Consider the following 15,945-nt stretch of genomic DNA (forward strand, 5'->3'; position numbering starts at 1 on the left):
GTAACGACTTTCCCTCGTCGGTCGCGATGAGCCTCGGCGCCGGCGACGCTCGCCTTCGGCTCTCTCCGGCGCCAAGCTTGACTCCATGACGATCTCCGAAGCAGACCTCATCCACCTGCGCCGCGCGGTGGAACTCGCCCGCCAAGCGCTCGACTCGGGCGACGGCCCGTTCGGGTCCGTGCTCGTCGACGCGGCCGGCGTCGAACGGTTCGCCGACCGCAACCGGGACGCGAGCACCGGTGACCCGACGCGGCATCCCGAGTTCGAGATCGCCCGCTGGGCGGCGACGAATCTCACCGCCGACGAGCGGGCCGCTTCGACGGTGTACACCTCGGGTGAGCACTGCCCGATGTGCTCGGCCGCGCACGCCTGGGTGGGGCTCGGCCGCATCGTCTACGTCGCCTCGGCCGAGCAGATCACTGGGTGGCGCCGCGAGCTCGGCGCCCCGGCGGCACCCGTCGCGCCGCTGCCGATCACGGCGGTCGCGCCCGGCCTGCCCGTCGAGGGGCCGGTCGACGAGCTCGTGGCCGAGGTGCGGGTGCTCATCGAGCACGAGGTCGCCGCAGGGTAGCGGCCCCGGCTACTCGACGAGCTTGCCCGCCACCGAGACCTCCTCGCGCATGAGCGCCGAGATCTCGGCGGAGATCGGTGGGATCTCCTCGCGGGTCACCCCCGTCGACGGCGACCAGACGAGGTTCACCTGCAGCGTCTCGTCGATCGACGGGTAGTCGCTGCGGTTGTGGCAGCCGCGGGTCTCGCGCCGCTCCAGCGCCGCTTCGAGCGTCGCACGAGCCGCGAGCGCCGCCGACTTGAGGTCGAAGGCGTGCGCGAGGTCCTGGTAGCCGGCGATGTCGGGGTGCACGCCGACGTCGGCGAGACGCGCCTCGATCGCGTCGAGCTCGGCGAGCCCGGCGCGAAGACCCGGCTCGTCGCGCACGACGCCGGCGTGCTCGGTCATGGTGTCGCGGATGGCGCGCTGGAGGGCGCGCACGTTCTCGCTGCCGCCGGCGGCGAGGAGGGCGTCGATCTCGTCGCGCGCGGCCTGCACCGCGCTCGCCGAGCGCTGCTGCGCCGTGAGGCCGGCCGAGTAGGCGGCCGCGGCCTCGCCGACGATGCGCCCGAAGACGAGCAGTTCGATGAGCGAGTTGCCGCCCAGCCGGTTCGCGCCGTGCAGCCCACTGGATGCCTCGCCGATGGCGTAGAGGCCCGGGACATCCGTGCCGTGGTCGTCGGGGCGCACCCAGACGCCGCCCATCGAGTAGTGCGCGGTGGGCGCGATCTCGATCGGCTGCTTCGTGATGTCGAGCATCTGCAGTTCGAGCATGGTCTGGTAGACGCGGGGGAGGCGCTGCATGATCGTCTCGCGGGGCAGGTGCGAGACATCCAGCCAGACACCGCCGTTCGCGGTGCCGCGCCCCTCCTTGATCTCGGTGTAGCAGGCGAGGGCCACGCGGTCGCGGGTCGACAGCTCGAGGCGCTCGGGGTCGTACTTGTGCATGAAGCGCTCGCCGAGGCCGTTGGTGAGGATGCCGCCTTCGCCGCGCGCCGCCTCGCTGATGAGGGTGCCCGCGGCGTTCTCGGGCTCGATGATGCCCGAGGGGTGGAACTGGACGAGCTCGGGGTCGCGCACCCGGCCGCCGGCCTCGACGGCGAGGCGCCACGAGTCGCCCGTGTTCTCGTCGCGCCGCGAGGAGGTGCGCCGCCAGATGCGGTTGTGGCCGCCGGCGGCGAGGATGACGGCGTCGGCGTGGATGAGGTACCGGGTGCCGGTCTCGAGGTCGAAGCCGTAGGCGCCGAAGATCGCGCCGTCGTCGTTCACGAGGAGGCGGGTGACGTAGACGGTGTCGAGCACCGGGATGTCGAGCTGCGCGGCACGGTTGACGAGGGTGCGCTGGATCTCGAGGCCCGTGTAGTCGCCCGCGAACGCGGTGCGGCGGTAGGTGTGCGCGCCGAAGAAGCGCTGCGAGATGCGGCCGTCGGCCTCGCGCGCGAACGGCATGCCGTAGCGCTCGAGGTCGTCGATGCCGCGGGCGGCGCCCTTCGTGACGGTCTCGACCGTGCGCGGGTCGGCGAGGAGGTAGCTCTCCTTCAGGGTGTCGGCGGCGTGCTGCTGCCAGCTGTCGTCGGCGTCCATGGTGGCGAGTGCGGCGTTGATGCCGCCCGCGGCGAGCGAGGTGTGGGCGTCGTGCTTGGGGCGCTTGCCGAGCGCGAGCACGTCGACGCCGGCCTCGGCGAGCTCGATGGCGGCGCGCAGGCCCGAGCCGCCGGTGCCGATGACGAGCACGGAGGTGGAGAGGCGACGTTCTGAAGCGGTCATGCGCACCACGCTAAGCAGGCACCGTGAATTACTCCAATGCATATCTTGCGTGAGTTCAATGCGCATACGCTATGGATATGAACCTCGAGCAACTGCGCGGCTTCGTCGAGGTCGCCCGCTTCGGCAACTTCACTCGCGCCGCCGAAGAGCTCTACCTCGCGCAGCCCTCGCTCAGCCGCCAGATCGCCGCTCTCGAGCACGACCTCGGCGCCGACCTCTTCCATCGCGCCCGCGGCGGCTCGACGCTCACGGTCGCCGGCGAGTCCCTGCTGCCGCTCGCCCGCCGCATGCTCGCCGACGCCGAGTCGGTGCGCCGCGAACTCGCCGAGCTCGCCGGCCTCGAACGCGGCCGGGTGCGCCTCGGCGCCACCCCGACGCTGTGCATCAGCCTCGTCGCCGAGGTGCTGAGCGCGTTCCACGCGGAGCATCCGGCCATCGAGCTTCATCTCTCGGAGCGCGGATCGCGCGCCCTGCTCGACGAGCTCGCCGCGGGCGAGCTCGACCTCGCGCTCATCACCACGACGGATGCCTCGTCGGCCGAGCGGTTCACCGTGACGCCCCTGCTCGTCGAAGAGCTCGTGGTGATCTCCTCGGCCGCGCGGCCTCCGATCACCGACCGCGACACGATCGACCTCGCGGGCGTCGCCGCACTGCCGCAGATCGTGTTCAGTGCGAGCTACGACCTGCGCAGTGCGACCGATGCCGCGTTCAGGGCCGCGGGGCTCACGCCCGAGGTCGTGCTCGAGGGCGCCGAGATGGACGCCGTGCTGCGGTTCGTCGAACGCGGGCTCGGCGTCGCGATCGTGCCGGCGCTCGTGCTCATCGACCGGCCGGGGCTGCGCTCGGTGCGGCTGGGGTCGAGGCGAGGGGCGACGGGCGGGGCGAGGGGCGGTCCCAATGGCGGGTCGACGCTCGAGCGCACGATCAGCCTCGCCGCCCCCGTCGGCGTCGCGCCGACCGCCGCCGTCGAGGTCATGCGGCAGACGATCGCCGTGGGGGTCACGGCGTTCGCGGCGCGTGCGGGCGCGACGATGCGGCTCGCGGCGGAGTGAGTGCCCCCGGCGCAGGTAGAATTGACGGCTCCGCTGTTCCGAGGGGGCACGTCATCAGCAGCAGCATCTCCACCACGCCGATCGCCGAAGAGCAGGCGGCGCTCGACCGCATCCGCGAGGTCGTCACCGAGCTCGTCGATCAGGAGTCCGAGTACCTCCGGGCGATGCTCGCCCGGCCCAGCGACGAGCTCAACCTCACCGAGCGCGACGCGCTCGTCGCGCATCACGCGCAGCGGCTCCAGGGCCTCCGCACCGCCTCGTACGGGCTGCTGCTCGGCGGCGTCGAGACCGACGAGGGCCAGCGGTTCCGCATCGGGCGAATCGGGCTCAGCGACCCCGACGACGGCGAGCGGCTGCTCGTCGACTGGCGCGCGCCCGTCGCCCGCCCCTTCTACACGGCGACGCCCCTGCACCGCGAGGGGGTCAGGGCGCGCCGACGCATCACCGCGACCGACCGCACGGTGACGGGCGTCTACGACGAGTCGCTCCTCCTCGACGAGCTCGAGGGGCTGGGCGGCGACGGCGAGGTGCGGGATGCCGCGTTGCTGGCCGCGCTCGATCGCCCGCGCACCGCGCACATGAGCGACATCGTCGGCACCATCCAGCGCGAACAGGACGCGATCATCCGCTCGCCGCTCGCCGGCACCCTCGTCGTGCAGGGCGGGCCGGGCACGGGCAAGACCGCGGTCGCCCTGCAGCGCGCCGCCTACCTGCTCTACGAGCACCGCAACCGGCTCGCGAAGTCGGTCGTGCTCATCGTCGGCCCGAACCCGCGGTTCCTCGAGTACATCTCGCAGGTGCTGCCCTCGCTCGGCGAGGACTCCGCCGTGCTCGTCACCCCGAGCACCCTCGTGCCGGGCGTCACGGCGACCGCGAGCGAGTCGGCCCGTGCCGCCGAGTTCAAGGGCCGCCTCGAGATCATCGACGCCCTGAAGCGGGCCGTGCACGAGGTCGAGGTGCCCGGCGGCAGCCGGGTGCTCCGACCCGCCGGCCTCAAGCCGATGACGCTCGACGGCCGTCTGCTGCACCGCGTGCGCATGCGCGGCCGCCAGGGCGGCACCCCGCACAACGCCGCACGCCCGAAGTTCGAGAGGGCGCTGCTCACCGAGATCCTCCGGCTGGAGGACGCCGACCACGGCAGCTCGGCGATGGAGGACCACGAGCGGCGCGCCGACTGGGCCGAGGACCCGGCCGTGCAGGAGCTCTTCGACGAGCTCTGGCCGCTGCTCGACCCCGTCGAGGTCGTGCGCGCCCTGTTCAGCGACCCCGAGCGGCTCGACGCCGCGTTCCCCGGGCTCGATCCGGCGCTCCGCGCCGCCCTCCTGCGGCCCCGCGAGCACGGGCTCACCCCCGCCGACATCCCCCTCGTCGACGAGCTCGCCGAACTCCTCGGCGACGACCCCCGGCCCGCGGTCGCCGCCGCGGCCCGAGCCCGCGCCGACCGCGCCGTCGACCTCGCCTACGCGCAGAACGTGCTCGACATGGTCGAAGACGCCGACGCCGACGAAGACCATCTGGCCGCCCCCGTCTCGATCGTGACCGCCGCGACGCTCGCCGACCGGCAGCTCGCGGGCGACGGCCGCACGCCCGCCGAGCGGGCCATGTTCGACCGCGAATGGGTCTACGGCCACGTCATCGTCGACGAGGCGCAGGAGACGAGCCCGATGCTGCTGCGCGCGCTCATCCGCCGCTGCCCGTCGCGGTCGATGACGCTCGTCGGCGACGCCAACCAGTACACGGCGACCGATGCGCCGTTCACCTGGGAGGGCCTTCTCGACCCGCAGGTGCCGCGCTGGCGGCGCACCGATCTCACCGTCAACTACCGCACGCCCGGCCGCATCATGCGACTCGCGACCGGGGTGCTGCGCCGCATCGACCCGGGGGTTGCCGAACCGGCCTCGGCGCGCGACGGCGAGCACGAGCCGCGGCTCGTGCGGGTGCCTTCCGCCGAACTCGGCGAGGCCGCCGCTCGCGCCACGGTCGACGCGCTCGCCGAGAGCGAGGGCACGGTCGGGGTGATCGCCCCGCTCGGCGTGCTCGGTGCGCTGCGCGAGGTGCGCGACGCCGAGACGGCCCGCTCGGCCGCCGCGAAGGCGGCCGGCCACGCGGCATCCGACCGTCTCTGGATCGGCACCCCCGACGACGCGAAGGGCCTCGAATTCGACGCCGTCGTGGTCGCCGTGCCGCCGATGCCGTCGCCCGACGCGGTCTCGGTCGCGACGTGGAAGCGGCTCTACGTCGCCCTCACCCGGCCGACGCAGCGGCTCACCGTCGTCGAGGCGGGCGACGTCATCGGCTGAGGTGCGCGACGCTCGCGACGTGTCGGCGCGCGCGGCCTACGCGGTGGGTGCGGGGTCGTTCCACGACCAGATGTCGTCGCCGCGGAGCGTCGCGTCCGCGCCGCCGTCGCAGTAGATCGTCTGGCCGGCCATGTGCGTGTTCTCGGCGCTCGTGAGCCAGATGAGCAGGTTCGCGATCGACTCGGCCGGCTGGTGGTAGTTGAGCGGCATCGGCACGGCGGCGTCGACCATCGCGAGCCCTTCGGGGTTGTCGAGGAGCTTCTCGGTCATCGGGGTGATGACGGTGCCGGGGGCGACGGCGTTGAGCGGGATCCCGGAGCCGGCCCACGCCTCGCTGATCGACTCGCGTCGCACCCAGCGAGAGAGCGCCCGCTTCGACGAGGGGTAGGCGAGGTAGCCGAGCTCGGGGCCCTGCTCGGCGAGTGCCGCGGCTGCCGCGAGTGCGCCGGGTTCGTCGCCGGCGAGCGCCGCATCGACGACCGCGGGGGCCACGGGCTGGAGGGAGGCCATCGAGGAGACGACCGCTGCGCGCGGGGCCGAGGAGGCGCGCAGGGCGGGCAACAGGCCCTCGAGCACGGCCGTCACGCCGAAGAAGTTGACCGACATCGTGATCGGCGCGGGGGCCGAGATGCCGGCGCACGCGATGACGCCGTCGACCACGCCCTCCGAGAGCTCGAGCACCTTCGCGACGGCCGCGTCGCGGCCTTCGGCGGTCGACAGGTCGGCCTCGACGTCGGCGTCGCGGAGGTCGACTCCGATCACGGTCGCGCCCTGCGCGAGGAGGGCGCGCTTCGTCGCGGCGCCGATACCCGAGGCGGAGCCCGTCACGACGTACTTGCGGGTCATGGTGTGTGTCCTTCCGATTCGTGAAGCGAGAACTATATTTGACACACTACGTCAAAATACTTGGAGGTGGCATGGAGACCCAGTCGACCCATGGCCGCGGCCGCGGCCGGCCGAGCATCGTCGACGGGGCCGCGGTCGCCGAGGCGGCACTCGCCCTCTGGTCGGAGCGCGGGTATGCGGCGACCGGCTGGAAGGAGCTGGCCGAGGCCACCGGGGTGAGCGCGCGCACCCTGATGCGCCACTTCGGCACCCGCGACCGCATCGCCTGGGCCGAGGTCGCGTCGGCGAACGACCGGCTCGCGCATTCGATCGCCGAGATGGACCCTGCGATGCCGGTCGCCGACGCCGTCCGCCGGGCGATCGTCGCGTCGGTCTCGCACGACGCGCACGTGCGCCGCAGCGCGGAGGCCTGGTTCCGTCTGATCGCGAGCGAACCCGAGCTCGCCGCCACCGCGGCCGCCGCAGACCACGCCTGGACCGGGCGACTCGCGGAGTTCCTGCGTCGCCTGCTGCCCGGCGCATCCGCCGGCACCTGCCGTGCGCTCGCGGCAGCCCTCCAGGCGGCGACCTTCGCCGCGCTCACGAGCTGGGTCGAAGCCGGTGGCGAAGGCGACCCCGCCGACGCCGTCGAGCAGACGCTCGCCTGGATCGAGATCACGGTCCCGGGGACGAGCCTCGACTGAGCCGCCGGTCGGCGTCCACCCGTCGCGCGGGAGGCCGGTCAGCCGGCGTCGCGAAGCCAGTCGACGACATGCGCCGGCGCGGAGTCGGCGGCCTCGAGCGCGAACGCGACGTGCGATCCGTCCATCCAGTAGAGCTCCGACCCGCGGATGTTCGCATGGGCGTATTCGGCGTTCGCCGGAGGCACCGCCTTGTCCGAGCGCGCATGCACGATCAGGGTGGGGCAGGTGATGCGGTCCAGCGGCGCAGGCACGAACACGGTGAAGTCGTTCTTCACGCCCGGACGTCGTCGCGCCGCGCCGAGCGAGGCCCGCAGCGACGCCTCGAGGGTCGCCGTGCTGCCCGGGATCGCCGCGAGCCGCTGCGCACGAGCGGACGTCACCGCCCGGGTGTCGCTGCCCACCGCACGGAGCAGCGCCGTGAGGGTCGGCCTCGTCGCATGTCGGAGCAGCCAGATCTGGGCCCGCGCGAAGCTGTCGCGCGCGGCGATGCTCGTCGGGACCCGCGGGATCGGACCGGGGATGCAGACACCGTCGATCTGGACGAGCCGGCTCACACGATCGGGATGCCTCGCAGCGAGCTCGTAGCCCGCGGGCCCACCGCCTGATGCGGCGATCACCGCGATGCGGTCGATGGCGAGCGCATCGAGCAACGCCGCGAGGGCATCGCCCTGCTGGGCGAAGGTGCGCCCGGTCGACAGCGGTGTTCCCAGGTATCCCGGCCGGCTCGGCGCGATGACCCCGTACCCGTTCACGCGCAGGAACTCCGCCGCCACGAGGCCCTGATCCCATCCGCCGAGCGTGCCGTGGACGGCGAGGACCGGATCGCCGTCGCCGCGCTTGGCATACTCGACCGGCCCGGACGTCGTCGAGACCGTGTGCGGCGTCTCGTCGAGGCATCCGGCGAGGTCCTTCCGAGTGGGCGAGATGGGCGTTGCGGCCATGCTCGAACTCTCCCAAAGGCGACATGGCGCCGCCAGCCCCCGTCCGCGCGTGCCAGACTGCCCGGATGGCCGACCTCGAACTCGCGCGCATCGCCGCGGGCACCGTCACCCTCCACGACGCGCGCCGCAAGCGGCGCTGGAGCGTCGAGCTCGAACCGTTCGAGATCGGCGTGTACCCGGTGACGCAGGAGCAGCTCGGCGAACTGCTCGGCGAGACGGCGTCGCACCCGCGGCGACCGGCGACCGAGGTCAGCTGGTTGCGCGCGATCCGCTTCTGCAACGCCGCCTCGGAGTGGGAGGGCCTCGACCCCGCGTACGGCGTCGACGGCGAGGAGGTCACTTGGCACGTCGACTCCGACGGCTACCGCCTGCCGACCGAGGCTGAGTGGGAGTTCGCCTGCCGTGCCGGCTCGACCGGCCCGCACTACGGCCCGCTCGCCGAGGTCGCCTGGACGGCCGCCGACGGGGTCGGCACCCCGCAGCCCATCGGCGGCAGGCTGCCGAACCTCAACGGACTGTTCGACACCCTCGGCAACGTCTGGGAGTGGTGCTGGGATCTCCTCGATCCCGCCCGTTACGACGACTACCGGGTGTTCCGCGGCGGCGGCTTCGCCGACGACGCGTGGAGCGTGCGCGCCTCGACGAGGCGCGGCGGCGCGCCCCGCATGCACCACGAGGACCTCGGCTTCCGCGTCGCGCGTGGCGGCTTCGACGGCACGGATGCCGCGCAGGGGTGGTCGGCGGCCGCCGACCTCGAGCGCGCCGACGTCGACGGCCCGCTGCCGCCCGGCTGGACGCCGCGGCGCTGAGCGGTCGCGCCCGGCTCAGTCGAGCCCGAACGCCCGCCGGAAGGTCTGCTCGACGAGCGCGGGCACGTCGAGCTCGCCGGGGTGCAGCGCGCTGTAGACCTGCAGGCCCTCCCACGTCGCGATGACGACGCCGGCGCGCTGCTCGGGGGTGAGGTCGTCGTCGATCGAGACCTGCTCGCGGCGGGTGCGGATCGCCGGGGCGATGAGCCCGACGAGCAGGGCATGGCGCTTCTGCAGAGCGGTGCGTGCGGGGTGGTCGGGGCTGCCGGCCTCGGCCGTGAGCGTCGAGAGCAGGTTCACGAGACCGGGGGTGGCCTCGTTGCGCCGGGCGACGCCGACGAAGCCCTCGAGGAGCAGTTCGGCGTCGACCACGGTGGGGAGCACCTCGGGGGCGCCCTCGAGGTCGTGCCATTCGAGCACGGCGAGCAGCAGCGCGACCTTGTTGCCGAAGTGGTGCAGCAGGGTCGTGTGGTCGACGCCCGCTTCGCGTGCGATCGATCGTACGGATGCCCCGTAGAACCCCTTCTGCGCGAAGGCCTCGGCCGCACGGGCGACGATCAGCTGCTTCGTCGCGTGACCGGTCGCGTAGCCGTGGGAGCGCAGCGTGGCGGGGGAATCGGTCACGATCGGCTCCTTCGGCGCTGAATTCAATTTCCACCACATGGTGGAACTTCGTCTAGACTAGCCAATCGTGTCCTCCCAACGCAATGACGCCCGACCGATCGAGCGCATGACGCTGCACGAGAAGGCGTCGCTCACCTCGGGGGCGAACTTCTGGAATACGAAGCCCATCGAGCGCCTCGGCGTGCCGTCGATCATGCTGACCGACGGCCCCCACGGGCTGCGCAAGCAGGCGGGCGCCGCCGACCACCTCGGCCTGAACGCGAGCATCCCCGCGACCTGCTTCCCGCCGGCCGCCGCCCTCGCGAACAGCTGGGACGCCGCCCTCGTCGGCCGCGTCGGCGAAGCCCTCGGCTCCGAGGCCGCCGCCGAACGGGTGAGCGTGCTCCTCGGCCCGGGCCTGAACCTCAAGCGCAACCCGCTCGCCGGCCGCAACTTCGAGTACTTCTCCGAAGACCCCCTGCTCGCGGGCACCCTCGCCGCGGCGATGGTGCGCGGCATCCAGTCGCGGGGCGTCGCCGCGAGCGTCAAGCACTTCGCGGTCAACAGCCAGGAGACGCACCGCATGTCGATCGACGAGGTCGTCGACACCCGGGCGCTGCACGAGCTGTACCTCGAGGGCTTCCGCATCGCGATCACCGAGGGCGACGCGTGGACGGTGATGAGCGCGTACAACAAGATCAACGGCACCTACGCGAACGAGCACCGGCTCCTCCTCGACGAGATCCTGCGCCGCCGCTGGGGCTTCGAGGGGCTCGTCGTCACCGACTGGGGCGGCAACAACGACCGTGTCGCGGGCCTCGTCGCGGGCAACGCCCTCGAGATGCCTTCGACCGACGGCGTCACCGACCGCGAGGTCGTCGCAGCCGTCGAACGGGGCGAACTCGACGAGTCGGTGCTCGACGCGCGGGTCGCCGAACTCCTCGCCCTCGTCGAGCGCACCGCGCCCGCCGACCCGGATGCCACGGGGCAGACGGCGGGTTCCGCCGCCGATCTCGACGCCCATCACGAGCTCGCCGTCGAGGCCGCCCGCCGCTCGATCGTGCTGCTCGAGAACCGCGACGGCATGCTGCCGCTCGGCGCCGACGCCGGAAGGGTCGCCGTCATCGGCGACTTCGCCAAGCACCCGCGCTTCCAGGGCGCGGGCAGCTCGCTCGTGAACCCCACCCGCGTCGACGCGGCGCTCGACGCGCTGCGCGACTCGACCCTCGACGTCATCGGCTACGAACCGGGCTTCGCCCGCATGGATCGCGTCTCGCGGTCGCACCACCGGGCCGCCCTGCGCCTCGCGCGGCGGGCCGACGTCGTGCTGCTCTTCCTCGGGCTCGACGAGTCGGCCGAGGCCGAGGGCGTCGACCGCAAGCACATGCGTCTCGCCGAGAACCAGCTCGCGCTCGTGCGCGAACTCACGGCGCTCGACGCCCGCATCGTCGTCGTGCTCGCGGGCGGCGCCCCCGTCGAGCTGCCCTTCGCGGGCGAGGTCGACGCGATCGTGCACAGCTCGCTCGCCGGCCAGGGCGGCGGCCGCGCCGTCGCCGAGGTGCTCACGGGCGTCGTGAACCCCGGCGGCCGGCTCGCCGAGACCTACCCGCTCCGCTACGAGGACGTCGCCTCCTCCGCGAGCTTCGGCCGCACCGAGGCCACGAGCGAGCACCGCGAGCACCTCTACGTCGGCTACCGCCACTACGACAAGATCGGCGCCCCCGTGCGCTACCCCTTCGGGCACGGGCTCGGCTACACCTCGTTCGCCTATTCGGCGCTCGAGGTCGGCCCGCGTTCGGCGCGCGTCACCGTGACGAACACGGGCGATCGCGCCGGCACCGAGACGGTGCAGCTCTACCTCGAGGCGCCCGGCGCCGCCGTCGGCGAGATCCGTGCGGCGCGCGAACTGCGCGGCTTCGCGAAGGTCGAGCTCGAAGCCGGGGCGGATGCCACGGTCGAGATCCCGTACGCCGAGCACGCCTTCGACGTGTTCGACGCGGGCGCCGACGACTGGCGCACCGTCGGCGGCGCGTACACGGTGCTCGTGGGGGCGTCGTCGCGCGACATCCGTGCGCGCGCCGCGATCGAGGTCGAGGGCGGGCCGATGCCGGGCCCCATGGCATCCGAACTGCCGCACTATGCGAGCGGTCGCGTCGACCTCGTGAGCGACGCGGAGTTCGAGACCCTGCTCGGGCGACCGCTGCCCGACCCGAACTGGCCCGTCGGCCGCCCGCTCACCCGAGACGACATCGTCGCGCAGACGAAGGGACGCGGCGGGTTCGCGAGCTTCCTCTACTGGCTCATCGACGGCACCAGCCGCCTGCTCATGCGGCTCGGCCGCCCGCACGCGGCGAACAACACCCGATTCGCCCTCGAACTGCCGTTCCGATCCATCGCCCGACTCTCGGGCGGCTCGGTCGACGACGACATGGTCGACGGTCTGCTCATCGCGGTCAACGGCCGCTTCTGGCGGGGCATGACCCGCAGCTTCGCCGCCTGGCGGGCATCACGACGAACCGCACGGACGCGGGGAGAGGACTGAGACGTGGCGACACGCAAGGAGATCAAGCAGGAGGCGCTCGCCCGGGTGCGCGCCGAACGCGAACTCGCGAAGCAGTGGAAGGCCGAACTCGCGGCCATGCCCGCCGCCGAGCGGAAGGCCGCGAAGGCCGCTCACAAGGCCGAGGCGCGTGCGGCCAAGCGCGCGGCGAAGGCCGAGCGCAAGGCCGCCCGCGCCGAGATGACGCGCGCCGAGCGCCGTGAGGACTCGCGTCGCGAGCGCGTCTACCGCAAGGTCAAGCACCGCCCCCGCCGCATCGTCGGCTGGAGCGTCGTCGTCGCCGTCGTCGCGATCATCGCCGTGCTCGCAGCCCCCACTGTGCGCGACATCAGCCGACTGCTCTCGATCAAGGTCGACTCCTCGACCACCGACGGCGTCGCCGCGCGCGAGCACGGCGCCGAGGTCGCCGAACGCATCTCCGACGAGGGCCTCGTGCTGCTCGAGAACGACGGTGTGCTGCCGCTCGCCGAGCCGCGCGTCAACGTGTTCAGCTTCGCCTCGTTCAACCTGCGCTACGGCGGCAACGGTTCCGGCGGCTCCGACCAGTCGACCGCCGTCACGCTCTACGACGCGCTCGACGAGCAGGGCGTCGAGGTGAACCCCGAGCTCAAGCAGGCGATGGAGGACGCGGGCGCGAAGACCGATGAGGGCCCCGCCAACGGGCTCGTCGCGATCGTCGACATGCTCGCGGGCGGCGGCGAGAAGGAGCCCGCCCCCGACTACCTCACCGACGACGTCATGACGCAGGCGAAGTCGTTCTCCGACACCGCGCTCGTCGTGATCGGCAACGACGGCACCGAGAGCACCGACATGACCGCCGAGCAGCTCACCCTCACCGACGAGCAGCGCGCGCTCTTCGACACCGTGACCGGCACCTTCGACCAGGTCGTCGTCGTCGTCAACTCGGGCAACCAGATGGAGCTCGGGTTCCTCGAGGAGTACCCCGAGATCACCGGCGCCGTCTGGATCGGCACCCCCGGCCCGCGCGGCGCGGTGTCGCTCGCGAAGATCCTCACGGGCGAGGTGAACCCCTCGGGCCGCCTCACCGACACCTACGCGTACGACGTCTCGAGCGCCCCCGCCACCGAGAACTTCGGCGACTACCGCTACGAGAACGCCGAACGCGGCCTGCTCGAGTACGAAGAGGGCATCTACGTCGGCTACCGCTACTACGAGACCCGCTACCTCGGCGACGAGGCGGGCTACCAGGCCGCCGTGCAGTACCCCTTCGGCTACGGGCTGAGCTACACGGGCTTCGACCGGCAGGCCTCGGCGCCCGTCGTCGCCGACGGCCGGGTCTCGATCGACGTCGCCGTGACGAACACGGGCGATGTCGCCGGTAAGGACGTCGTGCAGGTCTACGCCTCCGCGCCGTACCTCGAGGGCGGGGTCGAGAAGTCGTCGATCGTGCTCGCGGGCTATGCCAAGACCGCCTCACTCGAGCCCGGAGCCAACGAGACCGTGAGCATCGACTTCGCGCTGCGCGACCTCGCCTCGTGGAACCTCGACCAGGGCGCCTACGTGCTCGACGCCGGCCAGTACCAGCTCTCGGTCGCGACCGACGTGCACACCCCGGTCGCGACGTTCCCGATCGACGTCGCCGAGACCACCGTCTACGACACCGACGAGACCACCGGCGCCCAGCTCGAGAACCGCTTCGGCTACGCCGCAGACGGCCTCACCTCGCTGTCGCGCGCCGACTGGGTTGGCACCTACCCCTCCGACGACGACCTCGACCCCGTGGCATCCGACGCCGTGCTCGAGGCGATGGACCCGACCATCGAACCCGCCGACGGCGACGCGCCCACCCTCGAAGCCGACAACGGGATCAAGCTCGAAGACCTGCAGGGCCTCGAGTTCGACGACCCGAAGTGGGAGGAGTTCCTCGACCAGTTCACCCTCGACGAGCAGATCGACCTCTTCGCGACGGGCGCCTACGAGACGAAGGCGATCGACCGGCTCGGCATCCCCTCGGCGATCCTGTTCGACAGCCCCTCGGGTCTGAGCTTCTTCTTCGGGAACGTCACGGCCGCCGCCTACCCGACCGAGGTCGTCGTCGCCTCCACCTGGAACGACGCGCTCGCCTTCGAGCTCGGCGAGTCGATCGGCGCGGAGGCCAACGCCTACGGCGTCGAGGGCTGGTACGCCCCCGGCATGAACCTGCACCGCACCCCGATGGGCGGCCGCGACTTCGAGTACTTCTCGGAGGACCCGCTCGTCTCGGGCAAGATGGCCGCCGGCATGATCTCGGGCGCGCAGAGCAAGGACGTGCTCACCTTCATGAAGCACTTCGCGCTCAACGAGCAGGAGATCAACGCCCGCCTCCCCGGTGTGAACGTCTTCATCGACGAGCAGGCCATGCGCGAGCTCTACCTGCGCCCCTTCGAGATCAGCGTCAAGGAGGGCGACGCGAGCGGTGCCATGTCGTCGTTCATCAACATCGGCGGCAGCTGGTCGGGCGGCAACGAGCAGCTCCTCCAGGAGGTGCTGCGCGGCGAGTGGGGCTTCGACGGCGTCGTCTCGACGGATGCTGTCATCGGCGGCTTCATGGACCCGACCCTCGCGGTGCGCCACGGCAACGACCTCATGCTCGCCCCGCTGCCGAACTCCTCGATCTCGGCGGTCAAGAAGGCCTACAAGGAGGACCCCGTCGGCATCGGCGAGGGCCTCCGCGAGCGCGCGCACAACATCAGCTACGCGCTGCTGCAGACCGAGCTGTTCCAGTGACGCTCGGCTGAGCGTCGCTGCTGCTTCTGCTTCTGCAGGAAATTGGGACCTCTCCCCAGCTGAGGGGATGTCCCAGCGTAAATCTCCTGCAGAAGCAGCGGCAGCGGCTGAACGCCGAACGGCCCGGCACCTCGATCGAGGTGCCGGGCCGTTCGTGTTCGTGCGGGACATGTACTGTCTGGTGGTGAACGAGGCGTGTTGAACGCCTGAGGAGTACCCGAGATCCTTCGGGGAACACCGCGAGGGTGTCGGCTGCATCCGGCGCTGTGGCCGGGTGTGCTGGTTGATCATTTGGACTTGGTAGGGACCCGAGACATGAACATCTGGATGCTTCTCGTCGGGTGTGCCGCGATCATCTTCGGCGTAGTGATCCTCCTGAACCAGGAGCGACTCCTCCGCTGGAGCCAGAAGAACATGAGGCAGAATGTCGGGCGAATCGGTGAGACATTCGCCTCCCTCGGGAAACCAAGGGATATGGTCTGGCCAGGCGTCGGCGCGATCGCCGTCGGTTTGATCCTCGTCGCCCGTTCGTTCGGATAACGCCGGAGTGGGCGGACTACCCATTAGGTTTGCCACAACCCATTCGAGGAGTATCTGGTTGGGGCTCACGGGCGTCGGGACACAACGCAAGCGATCCGCAAAATGGTGGGGTCCTGGATGGGAAGCTGTGGATCGAGAGAAGCCGGCGTCTGCAGAAGGTTCGGGTGAGTCCTTGGCTGGAGGGCGCACCTCATGTTGAGGCGTGAGATGAGGCGGTTTCTCGCAGCAGGTGGTGTCGGCGCGCTCATAGTGTCGGCTCTCACTGGTTGCGACCCGATTGATTCCGCTGGTCCGATCGCAGCGTCCCTTCAGGGTGGGAACATCGTGATGATGCTGTGCGAACCTCTCGAGGTCGAGACGATGTTGGCGGAACAGAAGGGCCAGATCACCAGCGGGAAATGGCGCACGCTATTCGAGGCGACTGGTTCAGGTGGCGAGATCGCTGGAGAAATCGACCTCTTGGATCCTCCGGCTGAACTCACTGTGGAGTCGTCGATCCGTCTTGAGGCAGACTCTGGTGGTCAGGTGGCTGTCCAGGTCGTTGGCAATGACGTCTCCGGCGCTCAG

General features: G+C 71.5%; 12 protein-coding genes. 8 read left to right on the plus strand and 4 right to left on the minus strand.

Annotated features, from left to right (window positions below; genetic code table 11):
* The first annotated feature begins 85 nt into the window (after positions 1 to 85).
* Positions 86 to 571, plus strand: a complete 486-nt coding sequence (locus ACFVTX_RS07390; protein ID WP_386898942.1) for a nucleoside deaminase — start codon at positions 86 to 88, stop codon at positions 569 to 571.
* Positions 572 to 580: 9 nt separating this feature from the next.
* On the opposite strand, the gene ACFVTX_RS07395 is transcribed toward ACFVTX_RS07390, so the two are convergent.
* Positions 581 to 2,317: an L-aspartate oxidase gene (locus tag ACFVTX_RS07395; protein WP_386898943.1), complete on the minus strand. Its 1,737-nt coding sequence runs from the start codon at positions 2,315 to 2,317 to the stop codon at positions 581 to 583.
* A 77-nt stretch (positions 2,318 to 2,394) separates the two neighbouring features.
* On the opposite strand from ACFVTX_RS07395, the gene ACFVTX_RS07400 reads away from it, so the two are divergent.
* Together ACFVTX_RS07400 and ACFVTX_RS07405 are read left to right on the plus strand one after the other, a co-directional pair.
* A complete protein-coding gene (locus ACFVTX_RS07400; RefSeq protein ID WP_386898944.1) occupies positions 2,395 to 3,369 on the plus strand; it encodes a LysR family transcriptional regulator in 975 nt (324 codons plus the stop codon).
* Positions 3,366 to 5,669: a HelD family protein gene (locus ACFVTX_RS07405; RefSeq protein WP_386898945.1), complete on the plus strand. Its 2,304-nt coding sequence runs from the start codon at positions 3,366 to 3,368 to the stop codon at positions 5,667 to 5,669. Before ACFVTX_RS07400 ends, ACFVTX_RS07405 begins: the two co-directional genes overlap by 4 nt.
* A 36-nt stretch (positions 5,670 to 5,705) precedes the next feature.
* Here ACFVTX_RS07405 and ACFVTX_RS07410 read toward each other — a convergent pair whose 3' ends face one another.
* Positions 5,706 to 6,515, minus strand: a complete 810-nt coding sequence (locus tag ACFVTX_RS07410) for an SDR family oxidoreductase (RefSeq protein ID WP_386898946.1) — start codon at positions 6,513 to 6,515, stop codon at positions 5,706 to 5,708.
* Positions 6,516 to 6,586: 71 nt separating this feature from the next.
* Between ACFVTX_RS07410 and ACFVTX_RS07415 the strand changes: the two genes are divergently transcribed.
* Entirely contained in the window at positions 6,587 to 7,198 is a 612-nt protein-coding gene (locus ACFVTX_RS07415; protein WP_386898947.1) for a TetR/AcrR family transcriptional regulator, read from the plus strand.
* 38 nt (positions 7,199 to 7,236) lie between these two features.
* Here the strand turns inward: ACFVTX_RS07415 and ACFVTX_RS07420 are convergent, their stop codons facing one another.
* Positions 7,237 to 8,139 carry an alpha/beta fold hydrolase gene (locus ACFVTX_RS07420; RefSeq protein ID WP_386898948.1) on the minus strand — a complete coding sequence of 301 codons (903 nt, stop codon included), beginning with the start codon at positions 8,137 to 8,139 and terminating at the stop codon, positions 7,237 to 7,239.
* A 65-nt stretch (positions 8,140 to 8,204) separates the two neighbouring features.
* On the opposite strand from ACFVTX_RS07420, the gene ACFVTX_RS07425 reads away from it, so the two are divergent.
* Positions 8,205 to 8,948: a formylglycine-generating enzyme family protein gene (locus tag ACFVTX_RS07425; protein ID WP_386898949.1), complete on the plus strand. Its 744-nt coding sequence runs from the start codon at positions 8,205 to 8,207 to the stop codon at positions 8,946 to 8,948.
* Between the two features lie 15 nt (positions 8,949 to 8,963).
* Here ACFVTX_RS07425 and ACFVTX_RS07430 read toward each other — a convergent pair whose 3' ends face one another.
* A complete protein-coding gene (locus ACFVTX_RS07430) occupies positions 8,964 to 9,572 on the minus strand; it encodes a TetR/AcrR family transcriptional regulator (RefSeq protein WP_386898950.1) in 609 nt (202 codons plus the stop codon).
* Between the two features lie 67 nt (positions 9,573 to 9,639).
* On the opposite strand from ACFVTX_RS07430, the gene ACFVTX_RS07435 reads away from it, so the two are divergent.
* The 3 genes from ACFVTX_RS07435 to ACFVTX_RS07445 all read left to right on the plus strand — a co-directional run bounded on the left by ACFVTX_RS07435 (position 9,640) and on the right by ACFVTX_RS07445 (position 15,378).
* Positions 9,640 to 12,093: a glycoside hydrolase family 3 C-terminal domain-containing protein gene (locus tag ACFVTX_RS07435; protein ID WP_386898951.1), complete on the plus strand. Its 2,454-nt coding sequence runs from the start codon at positions 9,640 to 9,642 to the stop codon at positions 12,091 to 12,093.
* Positions 12,094 to 12,096: 3 nt separating this feature from the next.
* On the plus strand, positions 12,097 to 14,838 hold the full coding sequence (locus ACFVTX_RS07440; RefSeq protein WP_386898952.1) for a glycoside hydrolase family 3 C-terminal domain-containing protein: 2,742 nt from the start codon (positions 12,097 to 12,099) through the stop codon (positions 14,836 to 14,838).
* A gap of 315 nt (positions 14,839 to 15,153) precedes the next feature.
* On the plus strand, positions 15,154 to 15,378 hold the full coding sequence (locus ACFVTX_RS07445) for a hypothetical protein (protein WP_386898953.1): 225 nt from the start codon (positions 15,154 to 15,156) through the stop codon (positions 15,376 to 15,378).
* Positions 15,379 to 15,945: the final 567 nt, after the last annotated feature.

It is taken from the genome of Agromyces sp. NPDC058136 (assembly GCF_042884375.1).
Taxonomy (GTDB): Bacteria; Actinomycetota; Actinomycetes; order Actinomycetales; family Microbacteriaceae; genus Agromyces.